The sequence below is a fragment of the Bradyrhizobium sp. T-1 genome, from assembly GCF_053592855.1.
The window spans coordinates 427,211-448,083 of sequence record NZ_JBSGOX010000002.1 but is presented as its reverse complement, the minus strand read 5'-3'; the positions used below and the strand labels follow the sequence as shown (position 1 = coordinate 448,083).

Sequence of the window (20,873 nt, the reverse complement as noted above, 5' to 3'; positions counted from 1 at the left end):
TCGCTGACACCGCGGTGGCGGGCGTTGCGTAGCTTCTTTGATCTCTACGCTTTGTGGTGAGCGATATTGTAATCTCCCGGCATGCATTTGTGCCGCTGAATATGCCAAGTATCTGAGCGGTAAATTGGATGCGCTTCTTTCCACTGGGCCAGCCCTGTCTGGCCGTTCATAACGCAGCCCTGGAAAGTAAGCGTGCTGTCGAATGCAGAGCTCGTCACGATCTTATCAACGCAATCGGCGGATGCAAATTGGCAAAGCACGGCAACCATCGTCACGAACAAATCGTCCTCGAAATGAAACTCTTCAAAAACAAACTATGGACCTATGGACTGCAATTACCACAAGAGCTGCTCTCGTGCTAGCTGATGGTGGCTTTTTGACCAGCTCATAAAGCAAAGACGGGAAGCGGAGTCAGCAAATCGGCCAACTGGTGGAGGAGCATCGAATATCCAGGCTCAAAGTCTTTTGGGTACGTATGCATCCCTGGGGCTGATAATCGATCGGAATGCAGCGACACTTCCAGCTCCATCCTCCTCCTTGTTGATTGTCTCCTTGGTTTGAGATTTGATGCGAAATCATTTCAGATGAGGTCCTATGAGCGTCAAGGCCGTGATGGCAACAATCCTGCAGCACGAGCTCGCCTCCCGTGGCGTGAACTCACTCACGCGTTCTGATTACGAGGCGGTTATTGAGCAGCTGATCAAAAAGCTGACAGAGCTAGAGTTTGAGCTCCGCTCGCGATCAACTAACGGCTCGCAAGGAGTTCCGACCTAACCAATCACTCAACTCGCGTCGTAGCCGGACGAGTAATTGCCCAACTTCCGTTCGCGGCTCCGCGACATAGGCCGTCCTGGTGGGCGACGATCACGGCACTTCAACTGGCGGCACCGCCATGCTGACCAAAACAAAACATAACATCACCTCGCGCCCTGCCATTTACGTTAACTGCAGCCGAGATTTGCGGAGGAGCCGCCGCCGGGCCATCTCGTGCCTGTCAGCTATCGCTACTGCACCTGGGGCAGGGCAATTTCAAGTAGCTGACGCCGGGGCCGGTGGCCATAATCCTCGGCAAGCCAGCGGCCCCACTTGTCTTAGCTCCTGTTTTGAACTGTTCATGCTCGTATGTATCCGCCCCAGGCGCGCCGTCGCGAAATGCTAAGACCGCGAGCTGCCGCCAACTCATCTGCGGCCTGCACCAGCTAGTTGCTCTGTGCCAAGTGCCGCGTGCCGACCGGAAACGAGTTTCCAACCTTAACCGAATTTAGGCAGATGTAGAGGCACCCCTTCGCAGGGCACATCGAGCTCTTCAACCTGGCCCTTGCCGACCTCTGTCACGCGCAACTTCTTGCCTTCAATCGTGAAGGCGCAATTTGTCGGTTGCGGCCCATCCAGCATGAGCCGGTCCACGACGTTGCCGCCGCGGTCGAGCACAGTGACGTTCTTCTGATTATAGACTGTGCAATAGAGCCGGCCGTCGGTGCCAAAAGCCATCCCGTCGGGCCCCTTGAAGTCAGGATTGGAGTCGGGCTGCAGCACATTGCCGAAAACAACACGTTCAGGCATTGGCTTGCCGAGTACGTCATAGCGGTAGATTTCGCCTGTGAACGATGCGTTGGCATAGAGATGGTCGTCGGGCCCGAAAGCAATCCCGTTGGTGAATCGGATCTTGCGATCGAGGACGCGAAGGACCTTCATGGCCGCGGGATCGATTTCGTAGACGCGGCCGTCCCAATCAAGGTCCATATAGCCCTCGACGAAGGCCTGCCCGTTGATGAAATCCTCAGCCGCCATGCCTGAATCAGTCATGTAGAGTAGTCCGTTGGGGCCGAAGCAGAGGTCATTCGGAAATAGAAAGCGATCGGCGCCTTCGCCCTGCATGCGCCGGATCTCGTTTCCGGCTTGGTCGATGCAAATCAGCGCCCGCAGGCCCGCTTCCGCGATCCAGATGCGGCCGTGGCCGTCCGTCGTCAGTCCGTTCGGGCGGCCGCCCGTCGCGCGAACCACTCTGCGATTGCCTCGCTGATCGAGCCGCGTGATGCACAACGTCGATGCGGACATCTCCGTGACATACATCGATCCGTCGGGGAGGCAGATTGGCCCCTCGGGCGCTCCGATTCCGCTAGCAAAAAGTCTCGATGCCATGCTTTTCCCCCTGCATCCCGTTGTTGGGTTTGCGAACTCTTGCGCTTAGGCGATGACCGAGCCTGTGGCCGGATCGATCAGCACCATCCGATTGAGGTCGATGGCGAGCTGGATTCGCTCGCCATGGCTCTGAACATCATGTGCTTGCAGCTCCGCGACTGCGTCTACTCCGCCGATCTTGATGGTCGTGAAGGTACGAGTACCTGTAGGCTGGATGAGATCGGCGACCGCTGAATAGGGCACCACCCCATCGCGCAATGGTCCGTCGCCGGCTCGGCCGAAATGCTGAGGCCGAATGCCGACAATGACCTCACGTCCCGCCACGCTAGAAAGGGCAGTGGCCTTCGCAGGCGGCACAGTCAGGGACTCTCCGGAACCGAAAACGACAGAAAGCCCGCCATTCATCGCCGTCAGGGTTGCCGGTATGAGATTGATCGAAGGAGAGCCGAGGAAGCCCGCCACGAAGCCCGTTCGCGGCCGCTCGAACAGTTCGAGTGGAGCTCCCTGCTGCTCTATTTTTCCATCGCGTAGCAGCACGATACGATCCGCCAGCGTCATCGCCTCGACCTGATCGTGTGTAACGTAGATCATTGTGGTGGTGATCTCGTGATGCAGACGCTTGATCTCGGTTCGCATTTCGTCACGCAATTGGGCGTCCAGATTCGAGAGCGGCTCGTCAAACAAGAAAAGATCCGCCTTGCGAACGATGGCCCGTCCGATCGCGACGCGTTGACGCTGTCCACCGGAGAGCTGACGTGGATAACGCTGGAGGAGATTGCCGATGCCGAGCATCTCGGCGGCTTCGCTGACCCGCTTCCTGATCTCGATTTCTGGCGTCTTGCGGGCGCGCAGGCCGAACGCGATATTCTCATTGACGGTTAAATAGGGATAGAGTGCGTAGTTCTGAAAGACCATCGCAATGTTGCGTTCGCGCGGACGCAGATCGTTGACGATAGCGCCGCCAATCGCGATCGTGCCGTCGTCCGGATCTTCGAGACCGGCGATCGTCCGCAAAAGCGTGCTCTTGCCGCAGCCTGACGGACCCACGAGCACAGCGAATTCGCCATCGCTGATGGTTAAGTCTAGTCCCCGAACGGCATGCACGTTACCGTAGTATTTGTGCACTCCGGTCAACTTGACGTCGGCCACTCTAATCTCCTCAACCTTTGACGGCGCCGAGCGAGATGCCGCGCACGAGATAGCGCTGCATTACCGTAACTGCGACGAAGATCGGCAAAGTCCCCAGGACGGACATCGCCGCGATTTTGGCCCAGAAGTTCGACTGGCCACCGAAATAGTGCGTCAGCATGACCGGAAAAGTGATCACTTCGGTACGCGTGAGCACCAGCGCGAAGAGGAAGTCGTTCCAGGCGAACACGAAAGTAAAGACCGAAGTCGCCATGAGCCCCGGGCGCACCATCGGGAAGACGACTTTCCAGATGACCTGCCATCGGTTCAGTCCGTCGACGAGGGCGCTTTCCTCCAGCTCGAGCGGAACATCAACGATATAACCCCGCATCATCCAGATGACATAGGGCAGATTGAACGCGGTATAGAGCACGATCAGGCCGAAGTAGCCGTCAACCAAACCGAAATAGACGTAGATGAGGAAGATCGGGAAGACGACCGCAATCGGCGGGATCATGCGCTGGGAAATGATCCACATCGCAAGGTTCTCGCCACCCGTGCCGAAGCGGGCGAGGCTGTAGGCGCATAGGGTACCAAGAATGATGGCAATGGCGGAGCTAACGCCGGCGACGATCAGGCTGTTCAGGATGGCCATGACGTCACCATCCTTGAATAGGACATAATAATTCGAGAACTGGATCTGCCCAGGCATCCACAATGGCGGCACGTGATAGATCTCGTCCGGCGTCTTGAACGAAATCATAAACAGCCAATAAACCGGAAATAGAAACAGCAAAGTGACGACGCCGGCGCCGATATAGCGTAGCACCAGAACGCGCCCCTTCCTGGTGGGCAGCTTCATCAGCCTCATCGCGCAATCTCCATGCGCTTGAGGACAAGCGTGGTAATGAGAGTGAGCAGCGCAATCACCAGGAAGGAGATCGCGGCGGTGTAGCTGGTTTCGAATTGCGAGAAGCCCTGCACATAGGTGTAGAGTGAAATCGTCTCGGTCATCGAGCCCGGCCCGCCTTCGGTGAGGGCCCAGATGATGTCGAAGATGCGCACGAGGTCGAGGCCGCGGATAAGGCATGCAACAGCTATCACGGGCGCGATCGCCGGCAGAATGATCGCGCGAAGCACGCGCAGATACGATGCCCCATCGATCTCAGCAGCCTCCAGTTGAGACTGATCGACATTGGACAACGCAGCGAGCAGCAGCAGAAACATGAACGGCGACCACTGCCAAACTTCGCAGATGATGATCGCCGGATAGACGTAAGCAGGGTTGACGGTCCACAGGATCCGGATCGGTTCGCCGGCGAAAAAGCTGAGTATCTCACCGATGGGACCAAAGCGGACGTCGAACAACAGGCGCCAGGTCGCACCAGCAACAATCGGAGAGATCACCGTCGGCAGCACCAAGAGCGCGACGAAGAGCTGGCGCCCGGGCATGCGGTCGATGAAGAGCTGCGCCATCAGGAAGCCGATCAGTAGCTCGAGAGGCAGGGCGATTGCTGTGATGATCGCGGTGTGGCCGAGCGATGCCCACAAACGGGTATCTCTGAACAACTCCGCATAGTTCAGCAAGCCGGCGAAAGACGTATCATTGTCCGTCATCGTGATGCGCTGGAAGCTCACGATCAACGAGTAGATGAGGGGAAAGAGGCCGACGAGGAGAAGAACCAATATTGCGGGCGCAACGATGAGATAGGGTAGGCGGTCCTCGAGCACACGCCCGAGCCGGCTCGGGCGGCGATGTTCAGTGCCATTAAAGCTTAAAGAGAACGTCATCATCAATCCAGGAATCGCGCCGCACGGGAGGCGGTGCCTCCCGCGCGCCCTCCAAGCCAACTATTGCGGATAAGCGCCTGGTTTTGCTGCCCAGACCTTATAAACCGCCTTCTGGTTTTCAATGCCCACCTTCTCGGTGATGGCATCAAACTGCTGCGCCATGCGGTCGAGAATGGTCTTCGGATCTTCGCCGGCCCAGAGGCTCGAAATGGCCTTGGTCATCGCCTCGTCGTACTTGTCCTGCTGCAGCAGGGAGAGATCGAGCAGGCCCTTCTCGCCAGATGTCTTGATCGTGTCGAGATAGGCAGGAGCATCAGGCCAGAGCGCACGGTATTTCTCGCTCGCGTAGTGCGACAGGCGGAAGGGATCGCGGAGCGTATAGGGGAGCTGCACGCGCTCAAGGCTGGTCTTCTTGCTGTTCAGCCATTGGATGAAGAGATAAGCGGCCTCCTTGTTCTTGCTCGTGGCCGAGACGGACAGGTCGAAACCGACGCCAAGCTCCGGGCGACCGAGGGGCGTGAGCGCATACCCGACCTTGCCGGCGACTTGCGATTTGGGTACCCATTTCAGCGCTTCCTCGCCCGAGCCGTAGCCGGCGGCCCAACGCCCATAAGGGGGCCAGGAGATCGTCATGGCGGTGGTGCCCTGGAGGAACGCGGCCAAGTTGTCGACGAAATTCCATTGCTCCACGCCTGGTGGCATGAACTTGTTCTCGGCCAACATCTGCTTGAAGACCTTCAGGCCGACATCGCTGTTCACCGTCGATTTCATCGTATCGGCATTGAAGAACTTGCCGCCCTCCATGCGGAAACGTTCCTGGAACATGTATTGCGGATAAGGCGCAGTTCGGAAGAAGCCGGCGCCATAGACCTTGGGCGCCATCTTGTCAGTGATGAACTGTCCGATGTCGTCAAGCTGCTTCCAATCCTTGGGCGGAGCGAGCTCGTAGCCGAACTTGGCCTTGAACCCCTCCTTCATCTTCGGATCCTCGAAAATGTCTTTGCGGTAGTAGAGCAGCATCACATCGCCGTCGTCCGGGAAGCCGAAGATCTTGCCGTCATACTGCATCTGGTTGTCGCGATAGGCTGCGGCGATGTCCTGCAACTCGTCGCGATAGCCGAACTTGTCGACATATTTGTCCAGGGGCTCGAGCGCTCCGGCCCGGGCCAGGTCGGGCATCCAGGATGGAATGACGTTCAGTGCGTCATAGGCCCCGGCGCCCGACTTGAAATCCTGCATGATCTTGGTGAACATCTGGTCGGTCGGCACCTCGACCACCTTCACCTTGATGCCAGTGAGCTTCTCCCATTTCGGACCCGAATAGTTGAGCGGGTCGAGCGATTGAAGGCCCGCCTCCCAGACGATACTGATCGTCGTGCCCGCATATTTCTTTGCTGCTTCGACAGCAATGTCGGCGGCATCCTTATCAGCGGCAGGAGCCGATACACCTGTGAGCGCAAGGATAGCGGCCACGCCCAACAATGTCCTGAACTTCATGCCTTCCTCCTCTTCATTTGAGCAATCCTAAGCCGCCAAGGTGGCCCCGGAGCTTTTGCCTCGGCGCGTCGACCGGTTACCCATGCTGGACGTCGACTGCCGCACCGTCGGAGGGCTGTCGAACGAACAGATGAGTGTCTTCTGGGGATGGCCATCCGCGCTCAGGCCGCGCTGCCCGATAGGCACGAACGCGATTTCGCCTTGGTAAAACACGCCTTCCCCCCAAAAGCTCTCGATGTATTTGCTTTTGGCGTCACTCTGCTGTGAGGCGGAAGCGGCCGGCAAATGAGAACTTTGCAACCACCGATGAGCCACATTCACCTGTCAGCAGTCTCTGCTGCGGCCCGCTCAAGCCTCAAAGCTGAAGAAAATCCGGTCAAAGCACGGCGGACCATTGGCCAAGCCAGTTGCGCCCTTGCGAGCCTTTGCTGAACTACGAATACGTTTCTTCAGGGATGGGAAGTACCTTGCCGAATATGGTTAGTTAGTTTGCGAGCGGCATCGCCTATTTTAAGGCGTAACTCGCTATCGACAGGGATTCTTTTGCAAGTGCAATCGCTTGGCGCCCTTTTACGCCATGGTCTTACTTGGCCTGAATATTGCTCAGGGTATGAGAGTTCGACAAAAAGATCATACCAGGGGAGTGGCGCCGCATGGGGCAGGTCACGTCACGAAGTGGCCTCTTGAAAGGCCTTAAGTTGAGAACTGTCTTGTTGCTGGCAGGGCTGACGCTGACCAACATTGCAGCCTGGGGCTGGGCCGTTGCGCTGTTCGCCGGTCAGCCGTCGGTAATGGCAACCGCGCTGCTCGCTTGGGTGTTCGGTCTGCGCCATGCCGTGGATGCCGATCATATTGCGGCAATCGACAATGTCGTGCGGAAGCTGATGCATGCCGGCCGCGCCTCCGAAACTGCAGGTCTCTACTTTGCGCTCGGCCATTCCACGATCGTTCTCGCTTCAATGATCCTGCTTGCCGCCGGCGTCATGACCCTCGGCGGAGAGGGTTTGCTCAAAAACTTGGGCGGCCTTCTCGGAACCTCGGTTTCAGCCGTCTTCCTGCTCGGCGTGGCCGCCGTCAACTTTGCGATCTTCGCAAACTTGTGGCGCACAATGCGTGCAGCGCAGGCCAGCGGCGTCTACGGTGCACAATTACTCGATGCGCCCCTAGCCGGAAGCGGTCTTCTTTCGCATTTGCTCGGCCCGATCTTCCGAATTGTGACGCAAAGCTGGCACATGTATCCGCTCGGATTCCTGTTCGGATTAAGTTTCGACACGGCGACCGAAATTGGCCTGCTCTCCCTCTCTGCCTCTGAGACTGCGCGCGGCCTGTCGCTCTGGCAGGCCATAGTCTTTCCTGCACTTTTCGCTGCCGGAATGTCCCTGGTTGATACCTTGGATTCAGCATTTATGGCCAGCGCTTATCGCTGGGCTTTCGTCGATCCGGCCCGAAAGCTTTGGTACAATCTGACAATCACAGGTGCCTCAGTCGCGATTGCGCTGTTCATCGGCAGCGTGGAAACGCTTGGCCTGATCAGCGATCAGCTTGAGCTCACGGGTGCCCTTTCGAGCCTCGTCGATCGCCTCAAGGGATCACAAGCCATCTTAGGCTTCGGCGTGATGTCATTGTTCGCTCTCGCCTGGCTAGCATCTCTCCTGCTGTATCGCGTTGCATGGAAGGGAAAGACCACTCGAACCGCCTTGCCGACATCACGCGCGACTTAGCGGCTGCAGCGATGCTGTCGAGCCGCTCGAAGCCTGCCGTCTTTGCCCGCTGGACGAGCATTGCAGCACTAAGCATCTGCGCCCTCATGATCGACGCTGAACCTAGCTCTGGAGACAATATCCAGACTAGCTACACCTTGCCTGCAGTCATAGTCACTCGTGAGGAGATCCCACGGCGACCGCGAAGAGCTCCAACGCCACGCTCGGATCGAGCGCTCGGCATAGGGTCCAGTAGCCAGCTGGGCGGGCAAGCCTCAGCGGTATCGGCCAAGAGCAGCGCGGCCTTGGCTCCCGCGTCGAGCATGGCAAGCCAGATCACAGTATCAGGCGAAGACGTCAACGCGCGGCCCGTGATGCGCCCGGGCGAAGTGCTCGAAGCTGTACCGGGGCTCATTGTGACGCAGCATTCCGGCGAGGGCAAAGCGAACCAGTACTTCTTGCGCGGCTATAATCTCGATCATGGCACGGATCTCGCGATCTATGTTGATGATGTGCCTGCCAACATGCGCACTCACGCCCACGGCCAGGGCTATGCCGACCTCAATTGGCTGATTCCTGAAGCGATCGCCGCCATGGAGGTAAAGAAGGGGCCTTACTTCGCCGATGAAGGCGACTTCTCCTCGGCCGGCGCCGTGCATATCGGCCTGATCGACCGCACGGTGAAGGGGCTAGCGCAGATGACCGCCGGCAGCTTTGGATATCGCCGCTTCCTCGGCATGGATTCGACGAGGCTCGGCGATGGGACATTGCTCCTCGCCGGCGAGGCTGGGACCTACAACGGCCCCTGGGACAACCCGGACAACCTCCGCAAGCTCAATGGGCTCTTGCGCTACAGTCAGGGCACGGCCACCGACGGCGTGTCGGTCACGGGCATGGCTTACGCCAACAGATGGAATTCGACCGATCAGGTGCCGCAGCGCGCCATGACGGACGGATTGATGGATCGGTTTGGATCTGAAGACCCGACTGACGGCGGCAACGCAAACCGTTTTGCCCTGTCGGCGCGCGTGGCGCAGAGCGATAATTCCGGGGCCTGGAAGGCGAACGCTTATGTCGTCAAGAGCGAGCTCGATCTCTACAATAACTTCACTTATTTCCTGGCCAATCCCGTTGTCGGCGACCAATTTCACCAGCACGACGGCCGCCTAATGGCCGGCGCTAACATCGCACGGACGATGGATGGCTCATTCGCTGGGCTGCCGATGCAGACGACCTTCGGCCTGCAGTCCCGTTACGACGCCATCGATCTCGCGCTCACCGACACCCACCGGCGCAGTTTCCTGTCCAACGTACGCAGCGATAAGGTCGGGGAAGGCAGCATCGGCGCTTACGCCGAGAGTACGTTGCACTTTTCGGACTGGCTGAGGACCACGGTCGGTTGGCGCGGGGACTATTACGCGGCCGACGTGACGTCGCTGTTCGATGCGAACAACTCAGGCCATGCCAACGCTACGATCGGAAGTCCCAAGCTTCGCATCGTGGTCGGTCCCTTTAACAAGACCGAGTTCTTTTTCGGCGCCGGCTATGGCATGCACTCGAACGACGCGCGGGGTGCGACGACGACGGAAGATCCGAGCGATCCCGGGACAAAGCTGCCGCGCTCGCCGCTGCTGGTCCGCACCAGGGGCGCGGAGGTCGGCGTGCGTTCGAGGATCGTCCCGGATCTCGACACCTCGCTCAGCCTCTTCGTCCTCGACCAGGATTCCGAGATCCTGTTCTCAGGCGATGCCGGCGATACCACGACGGCGCGCGCGAGCCGCCGCTATGGATTCGAATGGACCAACCATTACCGCCCACGGTCTTGGATTGACGTCGACGCCGATCTCGCGATGACCCATGCGCGCTTTCGCGGTTACGACAGCGACCAGGCGGAGGTTTATGCCTCACTCGCCGGCTATCCCGCCGCGCAGATCGGCAACGCGCCCGGCAACTATATCCCTAACGCACCGACCATGATGGCGTCCGCCGGCATCTCGCTCGGCGCGAAGACGGGCTGGTTCGGCGCCCTGCGTTGGCGCTATCTCGCCTCCAGTCCGCTGACGGAAGACAACGCCTTCCGATCGCAACCTACCGGCATCTTCAACGCGCGGATCGGCTACCGCACCGACAAGGGCTGGCGCCTCCAGCTCGATTTGCTCAACCTCCTCAACAGCAAGGCGAACCAGATCACCTATGCCTATGGCTCCCTGCTGAAGACGGACAAACTTTACAATCTCTGTGCCGCCAATGCCGCCCCTGCGCCAGTCTGTGCCATTGGTGTGATGGACTATGTGCTTCACCCGGTCGAACCCTTGACCGTCCGAGTGACCCTAGCGGGCACATTCTGATATCAGTCAGGTCGCGAGTCGCGAAACGTCCGTTCGCCGGTAATAATGGCCGATAGCATGCTCTGACGCGACACGATGTCCTCGCGCACGGCAGCATATACATGCAGGATGACGAAAGTCACAATGAACCAGAGGCCGAGATGGTGCACTGTATGCACGTCTTGACTGTTTGGGAAGATCGAGAACCACCAGCCGAACAGCGCATACCATAAGCTGTCGCGACCTTCGCCCTCAGCGTAAAGTGCAAATCCGGTCAGCATCATCAGGATCATCACAATCACGAACAAGAACATCGCAGTATTGGCCAAAGGATTGTGGCCGACGTATTTTTTCGGGTAGCGCACTAGGAACAGGTACCATCGCAGCTCGTACAAAAGGCCCCAGCGCCAGATCCGGTTGTAGATCGGAAACGCGAACAACTGGCGGGCATACTGGTTGCCGACGAACGCCCAGTAGACGCGATAAAGGAACGCGAAGGCGAGCACCTGTCCCGACGCGAAGTGAACAAATCGGATGTAGCCCATCGTGTACCAATTGCTAGCTTCACCAGGCATCGAGGGAAGCGGCGAGGCGATTAGATAACCGGTAACGGCCAGAAGAGAGATCGTTAGCGCATTTAACCAGTGCCAGATCCGTACCGGTGCCTCATAGACATAGATTGATTGGCGATCCGTGCCGACGGCGCCGACGGCGTCCAGCGTACCCGGAATCTCCGAGATTTTCGTCATCGCATGCTCCTGCATTGAGAGTGATTCGACGCAGCGAACAAACGAATCAGCGCATGCCATCGAGAATATCGCGCGCATGCCGGCGCGAAATCACCGCCCTGCAATTTTTTTCTTCACGCTTCAGCGGCCCTACGCAACGAAGAATTGGAAACCCGCTTTAACCGCAGGTGGAAATCCTGCTTTCATATCTTTATTGAACCTCTTTGCTATTTTCCGCTGCATCCACGTGGGTTCGCGGTCTTTTTCCCTGCATGAGCAGCGAGCTTCCTTACCCGGCGCACGACACTTGCTGCGCGGCAGCTCGCTGCAATTTACCGATGATTAGGAGAGACGGCACATCGTTTGCTCATTTCCAGCTCCAGCGAACCGGGTATTTGCGATATGGATTTGAGCTTCATTCGGCGCGGCGGCGCATCGCGCCGGGCAGGCGTCTTCCAGACACAGGGCCGGATGAATGCAGCGGCCATGAGCTTGCCGAAAAGCGAGCCAGTCATCGCCAACCTGTCAATTCGCCTGAAAATCATGATGGGATTTGCTATCGTTCTGCTGCTGTCGGCGGGCACCATGGCGGGCGCCTGGTTTGGCTATGAGGCGATCCTCGACGGCTTCGACGTTTATCGTATCAGCATGTCGGAATCGGATTATGCGCGCGAAATCGACAGCTCGCTCTCGGCATACCAGAGCAACGCGCGCTATTACGCCCTGACGGGCATAAAGGAGGCGGAAGCTGCCGCGGAAGAGGCGCGACGCTTGCTCGAGCGAACGATCACGGCAGCCAAAACCGAGACTGCAACTCTCAGCTGGCAGCAGTCGATAAAGGAACTGTTCGAAGCCTACCGCGCCTATACCGATTCCTTCAACAAAGTGTTGGCGCTGCGCGCCGGGATCGATCGCTCGGCAGCCACGATGGGCGGACAGGCGCACGTCATCCGGACCGCGCTCGATCAGGTGAAGGCGCCGGGCGCTCAAGCAGAAAATATCATTGAGCGTTTCGATACGATCGATCGCCTCGTAACGACAGAATTGAAGCTCCACGATGAAGTCCTCGCGAGGGACGTCTTACAGAGAATAGAAGGGTTTAAAGGTGCGATCGTGCGAGAGCGTCGCTCGCCGGACGTCGGCGGACAGGCGCTCGACGAGCTCGTCGCGTCTTACCGAGATGGGTTCGCCCGAGTGGAGGCCGCAGGCCAAGAGATCGATCGTTTGATGGCGGACATGTGGAAGCTGCGTCACGGACTATCCGGGGCGGCCGCCTCTCTGAAGCGAGTGGCTTTGGCGGAGCAGGCTGATGCCGAGAAAAAGACCGCGGTGCAAATCATCCACGGTCAATCGGTAGTGGTTGCCCTTGCGCTCGCCTCGATTGCAATTGGCCTCGTGCTCTCCTTTGCGATCGGACGCGGTATCGCAAAACCTGTCATCGCGATGTGCAGCTCGATGATCGAGCTGGCAAACGGCCGCTATGAGATCGTGCTGCCGGGGCTCGGTCGGCACGACGAGGTCGGCAAGATGGCTGGCGCGGTCGAGAGCTTCAAGCGGCAAGCCATTGAGCGCGCCGAACGCGAAGCTGCGGAGATCGAAGAGCGTAACAGGTCGGCGGCCGAGCTGCGGCGCGCTGAGCTCGCTAAATTCGCTGGCGGCTTTGAGGCCGCGGTGGGTGACATCGTCAACGGCATTTCGGGTTCTGCTCAGCAACTCGAAGCAGCAGCATCAACGCTGTCACGCAATGCGGAGGCGACAGGGGGCCTGACCAACGCGGTGGTCGGCGCCGCGCGAGAATCGTCGAGCAGCATTGGTTTGGTCGCCTCGGCGGCCGAGGAGCTGTCGCTGTCGATCAATGATATTCGCACCCAGGTCCGCAACTCGAATGCGATCTCCGGTAATGCGGTAGCCCAGGCCAAGAGCACGGACGCCCGCATCGCGACGCTCGCGCAAGCCTCGCACCGGATTGGTGATGTCGTGAAGCTGATTACAGCGGTCGCAGAGCAGACCAATCTGCTCGCGCTCAATGCCACCATTGAGGCAGCCCGCGCCGGAGAGGCGGGCCGCGGCTTTGCCGTCGTCGCAGCCGAGGTGAAGTCGCTTGCAAGCCAAACCGCCCGTGCGACGGAGGAGATCGGCTCTCACGTCGAAGGTATGCAGCAAGCGACCGGAGATTCGATTGCCGCGATCAAGTCGATCGCCGGCATCATTGGCGATATCTCCGCCATCTCGGGTTCGATCGCGTCCGCCGTCGACCAGCAGACCGCGACGACACAGGCGATCGCACAGAGCGCGCAGCAGGCGGCCTCTGGCACCGCGCAGGTGTCATCCAATCTCGAGCAGGTCAATCGCGAAGCAAGCGAGACCGGCTCGGCGGCTTCCGCCGTGCTGCAATCAGCGCGCGGACTAACCGAGGCGAGCCACCGCCTGCGCGCGGAGCTTGACCGTTTCATGGCCAACGTCGTCGCGGCGTAGTCTGGCTCGCAATGCGAGACGCCTGCGACTACCATTGCGCAAGTGCCAGAGACCTGCGCTAGTCAACGGACAAGCCGGCACCCTCGCGTGGGCAAACCGGTATCCTAGGGATCGTCGATGGAGCATGGTCTGGATCTGGCCGGATTCGCGTTGCACCCGCAACGCGGTGCAGTGTTGGGTGAGGTGCATGCGCGTCCGTTCACGCGGCTCTCCGCGCCTCTCGCAGTGCTGCGATTTGCTTTTTTGGGCCAGGGAGAAGCGGCGGCCGCCGACCGGCAGGCCTTTGTAGGCTTTTGCACCGCGCAGGGCTTGGCGGCACCCGAGGTGTCGGCTAAGCACCACCAGGTGTCAATCGGAGCAGTTTCGCTACGCTGGGAACAGCATTCCGAATTCACGACTTTCACCTGGATCTGGAGTAATGAGGCATCCGCGCTGGCGTTCGCTCCCATCGGTGACGAACTTACCGCATTGATCCGGGCACTGCCGCAAACGGGACAGCTGCTTGTGGCGGTGAGGCTCGAGGTGGAGCAGACCGAAGCGGCCGTCGCGCGCGCTGAGGAGCTGTTTGATAAGAGCAGCCTCGCAATGGCGACAGTCCGCAGCGGCCCTGCGGTCGTCGCTTCCGACTTTCGTGCGGATGCGCAGGGCTTTGTCCGCATTCTCATCTGCAACGACGGCCTGTCGCCGGGCCGGCTTGGCGCTCTTGTGCAGCGCGTGCTGGAGATCGAGACCTATCGCACGCTGGCGCTGCTCGGCCTGCCGGCCGCGCTCGAGCTCGCGCCCTCGGTCGATCACATTGGGCGGCGGCTGGTCGAAGTGCTCCAGGAGATGCAGGGCGCCGAGGACCTCAAGCTCAACAATCACCTCCTCACGGAGCTGACCGCATTGGCCGCCTCATTGGAGCGCGGCGCAGCGGGTAGCCTGTTCCGCTTCGGCGCGAGCCGGGCTTATTACGACATCGTGCAGGCCCGCCTTGGCGTGATCGAAGGAAGCGAGATCGGAGGGCGACCGACCTGGTCGTCCTTCCTTGCCCGGCGGATGGCGCCGGCGATGCGCACCTGCGCCGCGATGGAGGACCGCCAGGCCAACTTATCGATCAAGCTAGCGCGCGCCGCCGATCTCCTGCGCACGCGGGTGGACGTGGAACTGGAGGAGCAGAATCGTGACCTGCTGCGCTCAATGAACGAGCGCACCAAGCTGCAATTGCGCCTGCAGAGCACCGTCGAAGGCCTCTCCGTGGCGGCGATCGGCTATTACGTCGTCAGCCTGTTCGGCTACCTCGCTAAGGGCGCACATGACGGCGGCTTGCATGTCGAGCCGTCACTCGCGACAGCATTGTTCGTACCATTTGCCGTCGGTCTAATTTGGATCATCACGCACCGGATCCGCCAGAGGCACCTTAAACATGAAGGCGCGCCGGGCGATCATGACTGAGTTCCTTCGCGCCGAGGGCTTGCCATTCGAGCCGGGTCGGCCGAAGCTGGTGGAGCTGGAGGGCAAGTGATGAGCCAATCGAACGGAATGACCAACCTGCTCTGGCTGCAAGGCGCGAGCTGCGGCGGTTGCACCATGTCGATCCTCGAAAGCGGCTCTTCCGGCTGGTTCGACGAACTGAGGCAGTTCGGCATCAACCTGCTGTGGCATCCCTCGGTCAGCGAGGAGACAGGCGAGGAAGCGGCCGAGGTGCTCAACTCCGTGCGCGAGGGCAGGGTGCCGCTCGACCTACTGCTCCTCGAAGGCTCCGTTGCCCGCGGCCCGAACGATAGCGGCCGCTTCAACATGCTCGCGGGCACGGGCCGCTCGATCTACCACTGGATGCTAGATCTCGCGCCGCGGGCGGACTATGTCGTTGCGGTCGGAAGCTGTGCCGCCTATGGCGGGGTGCCAGCCGCCGGCGCCAATCCAACCGACGCGGTCGGGCTGCAATTCGAGGGCGCCGATGCTGGCGGCGCGCTCGGCGCAGGCTTCCGCTCCCGGCTCGGCTTGCCGGTGATCAATGTGGCTGGCTGTGCGCCGCATCCGGGCTGGATGATGGAAACCATTTTGGCACTGACGTCCAAGGACTTGTCAGCGACTGACCTCGACACCTATGGCCGACCGAAATTCGTTGCCAACCATCTTGCTCATCACGGCTGCTCCCGCAACGAGTTCTATGAGTTCAAGGCCAGCGCCGAAACCATGTCCGAGCGCGGCTGCCTCATGGAGCATCTCGGCTGCAAGGCGACTCAGGCTGTCGGCGATTGCAACCAGCGCTCCTGGAACGGCGGCGGTTCCTGCACGAAGGGCGGTTATGCCTGCATCGCCTGCACGTCACCTGGCTTCGAAGACGCGCAGAATTTCCTGGAGACCGCCAAGCTTGCCGGCATCCCAGTCGGCTTGCCGACCGACATGCCAAAAGCCTGGTTCGTCGCGCTCGCGGCGTTGTCGAAATCGGCGACTCCGCGGCGCGTGAGGCTGAATGCGACCGCTGATCATGTGGTGGTGCCGCCCGGCCGCACCACGGCCAAGCGCACGCCATGACGAGGATTACGATCGGCCCGTTCAACCGCGTCGAGGGCGATCTCGAAGTCCGCCTCGACGTCGAAAGCGGCCGGGTCCAGCGCGCCGAAGTGACGGCGCCGCTCTATCGCGGGTTCGAGCAAATTCTGGAGGGGCGGCCACCGCTTGATGCGCTGGTGTTGGCGCCGCGCATCTGCGGCATCTGCTCGGTCTCGCAGTCGGTCGCCGCCGCTGCCGCGCTTCGCCATGCGATGGGAACCGAGGCGGCGCCGAACGGTCTGCTCGCCACTAATATCGCGCACGCGGCAGAGAATGCCGCCGATCATCTTACGCATTTCTACATCTTCTTCATGCCTGACTTCGCCCGTGAAGCCTACGCTTCGCAGGATTGGTACCAGGAGACTCGCGAGCGCTTTGCGGCCACCCGCGGCAGTGCGGCGCGCGATGCGCTGCCGGCGCGGGCGCGGCTGCTCGAGACTATGGGAATCATTGCTGGCAAATGGCCACACAGCCTTGCCTTCCAGCCGGGCGGCGCGACGCGCGCGATCGAACTCGGCGAGCGCGTACGGCTGTTGTCGATCGTGACCTCATTTCGCACGTTCCTTGAACGTACAGTGTTCGCCGATACTCTAGAGAACATGCTGTCGCTCTCGACCGCAGACGAGCTCGACCGCTGGCGCGCGGGGCGCAGCGGTGATTTCGCTCATTTCCTCAGGCTTGCCGACAGCCTCGCGCTCAGTGAGCTCGGCAAGGGACCGGGCGTGTTGATGAGCTATGGCGCCTATCAAGGCGCCGATTGCGGACTGTTCCCGCGCGGCATTGTTGGTCCAGACATGGTTGTGGAGCCGTTGCCGCTGAGTCAGATCAGCGAGGACGTTTCCCATGCATGGATGCGGGATTGCTCCTCCGATCCTGCGCACAGCAACACCGTACCTGATCCCGACAAGGCAGGCGCCTATAGCTGGTGCAAGGCGCCGCGGCTTTCGGGCCAGCCGGTCGAGGTCGGGGCGATTGCGCGCCAGACCGTGGCCGGGCAAGCGCTGATAGCCGATCTCGTCGCCCCAAGCGGCACCAATGTCCGCAACCGTGTGATCGCCCGGCTGATCGAGACTGCGCGCATCGCACTTGCGATGGAGCAGTGGACCCGCGCGCTACGACTTTCGGAACCGTTCTGTGCTCCCTCGCAGGAGATGCCCGACGGGGCATATGTCGGTCTCGTCGAGGCCGCGCGCGGCAGCCTCGGGCATTGGGTGGCGGTGCGCGGTGGAAAGATCGAGCGCTACCAGATCATCGCGCCGACCACCTGGAATTTTTCACCGCGCGATTCCCTCGGCGTGGCAGGCCCTCTGGAACAGGCGCTGGTCGGCACCGATGTGGGCGAGGCTGGCGCACGTTCCGTTGCGGTTCAGCATGTCGTGCGCTCGTTCGATCCTTGCATGGTGTGCACTGCGCATTGAAACGGGCTCGGCGGCGTAAACCTCGTTACCGCCTGCAAATCGAATTGTTTCCGCTTCTTTCGTGCAGTGCCGCTCGATCTTCGCGTCTTGCACAATTCAGATCTCGCAACCTTTTGACATTCCTCTAATTTCATTTTGCGCCACGCAGTTGGCCTGCTTCTTGCTGTCCCTAAGCGTCATTGAAAGCCAAAGCTGACGGCGGGAGGATTTATGGGCACGGCGACGGAAACATTTTACAGCGTGATCAGGCGGCAAGGCATCACGCGTCGAAGCTTTCACAAGTTCTGCAGCCTGACCGCGACGAGCCTCGGCCTCGGCCCGCTGGCGGCGAGCCGCATCGCCAATGCGCTCGAGACCAAGCCGCGTGTGCCCGTGATCTGGATGCACGGTCTCGAATGCACCTGCTGCTCCGAGAGCTTCATCCGCTCCGCGCATCCCCTGGTGAAGGATGCGGTGCTGTCGATGATCTCGCTAGACTACGATGACACGATCATGGCGGCCGCGGGCCATCAGGCGGAAGCGATCCTCGAGGAGACCCGTGCCAAGCATAAAGGTCAGTACATTCTGGCCGTTGAAGGTAATCCGCCGCTCAACGAGGGCGGCATGTTCTGTATCGACGGCGGCAAACCATTCGTCGAAAAGCTGAAGATGATGGCCGAGGACGCGATGGCGATCATCGCTTGGGGCGCTTGCGCGTCCTGGGGCTGCGTACAGGCGGCAAAGCCCAATCCGACCCAGGCCACACCGATCGACAAGGTCATCACCAACAAGCCGATCATCAAGGTGCCGGGATGCCCCCCGATCGCCGAAGTGATGACCGGCGTCGTCACCTTCATCACCACCTTCGGCAAGCTGCCCGAGCTCGACCGCCAGGGCCGGCCTAAGATGTTCTACTCGCAGCGCATCCACGACAAGTGTTACCGGCGCCCGCATTTCGACGCCGGCCAGTTTGTCGAGGAGTGGGACGATGAGGCGGCGCGCAAAGGCTACTGCCTCTACAAGATGGGCTGCAAGGGGCCAACGACCTATAACGCCTGCTCAACCGTGCGCTGGAACGGGGGGGTCTCATTCCCCATCCAATCGGGACACGGCTGCATCGGCTGCTCAGAGGACGGCTTTTGGGACAAGGGCTCGTTCTACGATCGCCTCACCAACATCAAGCAGTTCGGCATCGAGAAAAACGCCGATCAGATCGGCATGGCGGCAGCGGGCGCCGTGGGTGCGGCGGTGGCCGCGCACGCCGCCGTCACTGCGGTAAAGCGGCTTGCCAGCAAGCGCGAAGACGCCGGCCACAACAGCTGATCAAAAGACACATTAGGGTAGAAACGATCATGGGTATCCAGACTCCCAACGGCTTCAATCTCGACAATTCCGGCAAACGCATCGTCGTCGATCCCGTGACCCGCATCGAGGGACACATGCGGGTCGAGGTCAATGTCGACGCCGACAACGTGATCCGCAATGCCGTATCGACCGGCACGATGTGGCGCGGGATCGAGGTGATCCTGAAGAACCGCGACCCGCGCGATGCGTGGGCATTTACCGAGCGGATCTGCGGCGTCTGCACCGGCACGCACGCGCTGACCTCGGTGCGCGCGGTCGAGAACGCGCTTGGGATCACCATCCCCGAAAACGCAAACTCGATTCGCAACCTGATGCAGCTCGCACTTCAGGTGCACGACCACGTCGTCCATTTCTATCACCTGCATGCGCTCGATTGGGTCGACGTCGTCTCCGCACTCTCGGCCGATCCGCGCGCGACATCAACGCTAGCCCAGTCGATCTCGAGCTGGCCGCTGTCCTCGCCGGGATACTTCAAGGATCTGCAGACCCGGCTCAAGAAGTTCGTCGAGTCCGGACAGCTCGGTCCGTTCAAGAACGGCTATTGGGGCAGCAAAGCCTACAGATTGCCGCCCGAGGCCAATCTGATGGCGGTCGCGCATTATCTGGAGGCGCTCGATTTCCAGAAGGAGATCGTCAAGATCCACACCATCTTCGGCGGCAAGAATCCGCATCCAAACTGGCTCGTCGGCGGCGTGCCCTGTCCGATCAACGTAGATGGGACAGGTGCTGTCGGTGCCATCAACATGGAGCGGTTGAACCTGATCTCCTCGATCATCGACCGCATCATGGAATTCAACGAAATGGTCTACCTGCCTGACGTGGCCGCGATCGGTTCGTTCTACAAGGACTGGCTCTATGGTGGAGGCATTTCGGGTCAGAACGTGCTCGCCTATGGCGACGTGCCAGAACATGCCAACGACTATTCAGCCAAGAACCTGAAGCTGCCACGAGGCGCCATCATCAACGGCAATCTCTCCGAGGTGCTTCCGGTCGATCACGCCAATCCCGACGAGATCCAGGAGTTCGTGGTCCACTCCTGGTACAAGTATCCCGACGAAACCAAGGGCCTTCATCCTTGGGATGGCATCACGGAGCCGAACTACGAACTCGGACCCAATGCAAAGGGTACCAAGACCGCGATCGAACAGCTCGACGAAGGCGGCAAATATTCTTGGATCAAGGCGCCGCGCTGGAAGGGACATGCCATGGAGGTCGGCCCGCTCGCGCGCTGGGTCGTCGGCTATGCGCAGAACAAGGCGGAGTTCAAGGATCCCGTCGACAAATTCCTGAAGGATCTCGATCTACCAATGTCGGCGCTGTTCTCGACGCTCGGCCGCACCGCGGCGCGCGCGCTCGAATCTGTTTGGGCCGGACGCCAGATGCGCTATTTCCAGGACAAGCTCGTTGCCAATATCAAAGCCGGCGACAGCTCGACCGCGAATGTCGACAAGTGGAAACCGGAGAGCTGGCCGAAGGAAGCCAAGGGCTTTGGCTTCACCGAGGCCCCGCGCGGCGCGCTCGCGCACTGGATCAAGATCAAGGAAACCAAGATCGACAACTACCAGTGCGTGGTACCGACGACCTGGAACGGCTCGCCGCGCGATCCGCAAGGCAACATCGGCGCGTTCGAAGCCTCGCTCATGAACACGCCGATGGTTAATCCCGAGCAGCCGCTCGAGATCCTGCGCACGATCCATTCCTTCGATCCGTGCCTTGCCTGTTCGACGCACGTCATGAGCCCGGACGGCCAGGAACTCGCCAAGGTCAAGGTCAGGTAGGAGGCGG

16 protein-coding genes are annotated in these 20,873 nt (G+C 60.3%); 9 read left to right on the top strand and 7 right to left on the bottom strand.

Going from position 1 to position 20,873, the window contains the following annotated elements; genetic code table 11:
• Positions 1-44: 44 nt before the first annotated feature.
• Positions 45-275: a hypothetical protein gene (locus tag ACWAT4_RS41505; protein WP_128929500.1), complete on the bottom strand. Its 231-nt coding sequence runs from the start codon at positions 273-275 to the stop codon at positions 45-47.
• A gap of 319 nt (positions 276-594) precedes the next feature.
• Between ACWAT4_RS41505 and ACWAT4_RS41500 the strand changes: the two genes are divergently transcribed.
• Positions 595-774: a hypothetical protein gene (locus ACWAT4_RS41500; protein ID WP_128929501.1), complete on the top strand. Its 180-nt coding sequence runs from the start codon at positions 595-597 to the stop codon at positions 772-774.
• 477 nt (positions 775-1,251) lie between these two features.
• Here the strand turns inward: ACWAT4_RS41500 and ACWAT4_RS41495 are convergent, their stop codons facing one another.
• The 5 genes from ACWAT4_RS41495 to ACWAT4_RS41475 all read right to left on the bottom strand — a co-directional run bounded on the left by ACWAT4_RS41495 (position 1,252) and on the right by ACWAT4_RS41475 (position 6,558).
• Positions 1,252-1,878: an SMP-30/gluconolactonase/LRE family protein gene (locus tag ACWAT4_RS41495; RefSeq protein ID WP_347338575.1), complete on the bottom strand. Its 627-nt coding sequence runs from the start codon at positions 1,876-1,878 to the stop codon at positions 1,252-1,254.
• 309 nt (positions 1,879-2,187) lie between these two features.
• Positions 2,188-3,291, bottom strand: coding sequence for an ABC transporter ATP-binding protein (locus ACWAT4_RS41490; RefSeq protein WP_128929503.1), 1,104 nt, complete (start codon positions 3,289-3,291; stop codon positions 2,188-2,190).
• Between the two features lie 10 nt (positions 3,292-3,301).
• Positions 3,302-4,141 carry a carbohydrate ABC transporter permease gene (locus tag ACWAT4_RS41485; RefSeq protein ID WP_128929504.1) on the bottom strand — a complete coding sequence of 280 codons (840 nt, stop codon included), beginning with the start codon at positions 4,139-4,141 and terminating at the stop codon, positions 3,302-3,304.
• Entirely contained in the window at positions 4,138-5,064 is a 927-nt protein-coding gene (locus ACWAT4_RS41480; protein ID WP_128969536.1) for a carbohydrate ABC transporter permease, read from the bottom strand. Before ACWAT4_RS41480 ends, ACWAT4_RS41485 begins: the two co-directional genes overlap by 4 nt.
• A 57-nt stretch (positions 5,065-5,121) precedes the next feature.
• A complete protein-coding gene (locus ACWAT4_RS41475) occupies positions 5,122-6,558 on the bottom strand; it encodes an ABC transporter substrate-binding protein (RefSeq protein WP_128955162.1) in 1,437 nt (478 codons plus the stop codon).
• 653 nt (positions 6,559-7,211) lie between these two features.
• Between ACWAT4_RS41475 and ACWAT4_RS41470 the strand changes: the two genes are divergently transcribed.
• Both ACWAT4_RS41470 and ACWAT4_RS41465 read left to right on the top strand, forming a co-directional pair.
• The gene (locus ACWAT4_RS41470; RefSeq protein ID WP_128929507.1) at positions 7,212-8,279 is read left to right on the top strand and encodes a HoxN/HupN/NixA family nickel/cobalt transporter; all 1,068 of its coding nucleotides are present in this window, start codon (positions 7,212-7,214) and stop codon (positions 8,277-8,279) included.
• Positions 8,280-8,581: 302 nt separating this feature from the next.
• Positions 8,582-10,606, top strand: a complete 2,025-nt coding sequence (locus ACWAT4_RS41465; RefSeq protein ID WP_128930141.1) for a TonB-dependent receptor — start codon at positions 8,582-8,584, stop codon at positions 10,604-10,606.
• A 2-nt stretch (positions 10,607-10,608) separates the two neighbouring features.
• On the opposite strand, the gene cybH is transcribed toward ACWAT4_RS41465, so the two are convergent.
• Positions 10,609-11,334: a Ni/Fe-hydrogenase, b-type cytochrome subunit gene (gene cybH, locus ACWAT4_RS41460; RefSeq protein ID WP_128929508.1), complete on the bottom strand. Its 726-nt coding sequence runs from the start codon at positions 11,332-11,334 to the stop codon at positions 10,609-10,611.
• Positions 11,335-11,799: 465 nt separating this feature from the next.
• Here cybH and ACWAT4_RS41455 point away from each other — a divergent pair, with 465 nt between their 5' ends.
• The 6 genes from ACWAT4_RS41455 (at position 11,800) to ACWAT4_RS41430 (ending at position 20,866) form a co-directional block, all read left to right on the top strand.
• A complete protein-coding gene (locus ACWAT4_RS41455; RefSeq protein WP_164939083.1) occupies positions 11,800-13,788 on the top strand; it encodes a methyl-accepting chemotaxis protein in 1,989 nt (662 codons plus the stop codon).
• A 117-nt stretch (positions 13,789-13,905) separates the two neighbouring features.
• Positions 13,906-15,222 carry a DUF3422 domain-containing protein gene (locus ACWAT4_RS41450; protein WP_128929509.1) on the top strand — a complete coding sequence of 439 codons (1,317 nt, stop codon included), beginning with the start codon at positions 13,906-13,908 and terminating at the stop codon, positions 15,220-15,222.
• Positions 15,223-15,291: 69 nt separating this feature from the next.
• On the top strand, positions 15,292-16,308 hold the full coding sequence (locus tag ACWAT4_RS41445) for an NADH-quinone oxidoreductase subunit B family protein (protein ID WP_128929510.1): 1,017 nt from the start codon (positions 15,292-15,294) through the stop codon (positions 16,306-16,308).
• Complete coding sequence (locus ACWAT4_RS41440) at positions 16,305-17,744, top strand: nickel-dependent hydrogenase large subunit (RefSeq protein WP_128929511.1); 1,440 nt, start codon at positions 16,305-16,307, stop codon at positions 17,742-17,744. Before ACWAT4_RS41445 ends, ACWAT4_RS41440 begins: the two co-directional genes overlap by 4 nt.
• A 210-nt stretch (positions 17,745-17,954) precedes the next feature.
• Complete coding sequence (locus tag ACWAT4_RS41435; protein ID WP_128929512.1) at positions 17,955-19,046, top strand: hydrogenase small subunit; 1,092 nt, start codon at positions 17,955-17,957, stop codon at positions 19,044-19,046.
• 29 nt (positions 19,047-19,075) lie between these two features.
• A complete protein-coding gene (locus ACWAT4_RS41430; protein ID WP_128929513.1) occupies positions 19,076-20,866 on the top strand; it encodes a nickel-dependent hydrogenase large subunit in 1,791 nt (596 codons plus the stop codon).
• The last annotated feature ends 7 nt before the right edge of the window (positions 20,867-20,873 follow it).

What these genes read in the sequence shown, in the direction of transcription:
- ACWAT4_RS41500 (WP_128929501.1), top strand. Translation starts at nt 595, where the DNA reads ATGAGCGTCAAGGCCGTGATGGCAACAATCCTGCAGCACGAGCTCGCC.
- ACWAT4_RS41495 (WP_347338575.1), bottom strand. Translation starts at nt 1,878, where the DNA reads ATGCAGGGCGAAGGCGCCGATCGCTTTCTATTTCCGAATGACCTCTGC.
- ACWAT4_RS41485 (WP_128929504.1), bottom strand. Translation starts at nt 4,141, where the DNA reads ATGAGGCTGATGAAGCTGCCCACCAGGAAGGGGCGCGTTCTGGTGCTA.
- ACWAT4_RS41480 (WP_128969536.1), bottom strand. Translation starts at nt 5,064, where the DNA reads ATGATGACGTTCTCTTTAAGCTTTAATGGCACTGAACATCGCCGCCCG.
- ACWAT4_RS41475 (WP_128955162.1), bottom strand. Translation starts at nt 6,558, where the DNA reads ATGAAGTTCAGGACATTGTTGGGCGTGGCCGCTATCCTTGCGCTCACA.
- ACWAT4_RS41470 (WP_128929507.1), top strand. Translation starts at nt 7,212, where the DNA reads ATGGGGCAGGTCACGTCACGAAGTGGCCTCTTGAAAGGCCTTAAGTTG.
- ACWAT4_RS41465 (WP_128930141.1), top strand. Translation starts at nt 8,582, where the DNA reads ATGGCAAGCCAGATCACAGTATCAGGCGAAGACGTCAACGCGCGGCCC.
- cybH (WP_128929508.1), bottom strand. Translation starts at nt 11,334, where the DNA reads ATGACGAAAATCTCGGAGATTCCGGGTACGCTGGACGCCGTCGGCGCC.
- ACWAT4_RS41455 (WP_164939083.1), top strand. Translation starts at nt 11,800, where the DNA reads ATGAGCTTGCCGAAAAGCGAGCCAGTCATCGCCAACCTGTCAATTCGC.
- ACWAT4_RS41450 (WP_128929509.1), top strand. Translation starts at nt 13,906, where the DNA reads ATGGAGCATGGTCTGGATCTGGCCGGATTCGCGTTGCACCCGCAACGC.
- ACWAT4_RS41445 (WP_128929510.1), top strand. Translation starts at nt 15,292, where the DNA reads ATGAGCCAATCGAACGGAATGACCAACCTGCTCTGGCTGCAAGGCGCG.
- ACWAT4_RS41440 (WP_128929511.1), top strand. Translation starts at nt 16,305, where the DNA reads ATGACGAGGATTACGATCGGCCCGTTCAACCGCGTCGAGGGCGATCTC.
- ACWAT4_RS41435 (WP_128929512.1), top strand. Translation starts at nt 17,955, where the DNA reads ATGGGCACGGCGACGGAAACATTTTACAGCGTGATCAGGCGGCAAGGC.
- ACWAT4_RS41430 (WP_128929513.1), top strand. Translation starts at nt 19,076, where the DNA reads ATGGGTATCCAGACTCCCAACGGCTTCAATCTCGACAATTCCGGCAAA.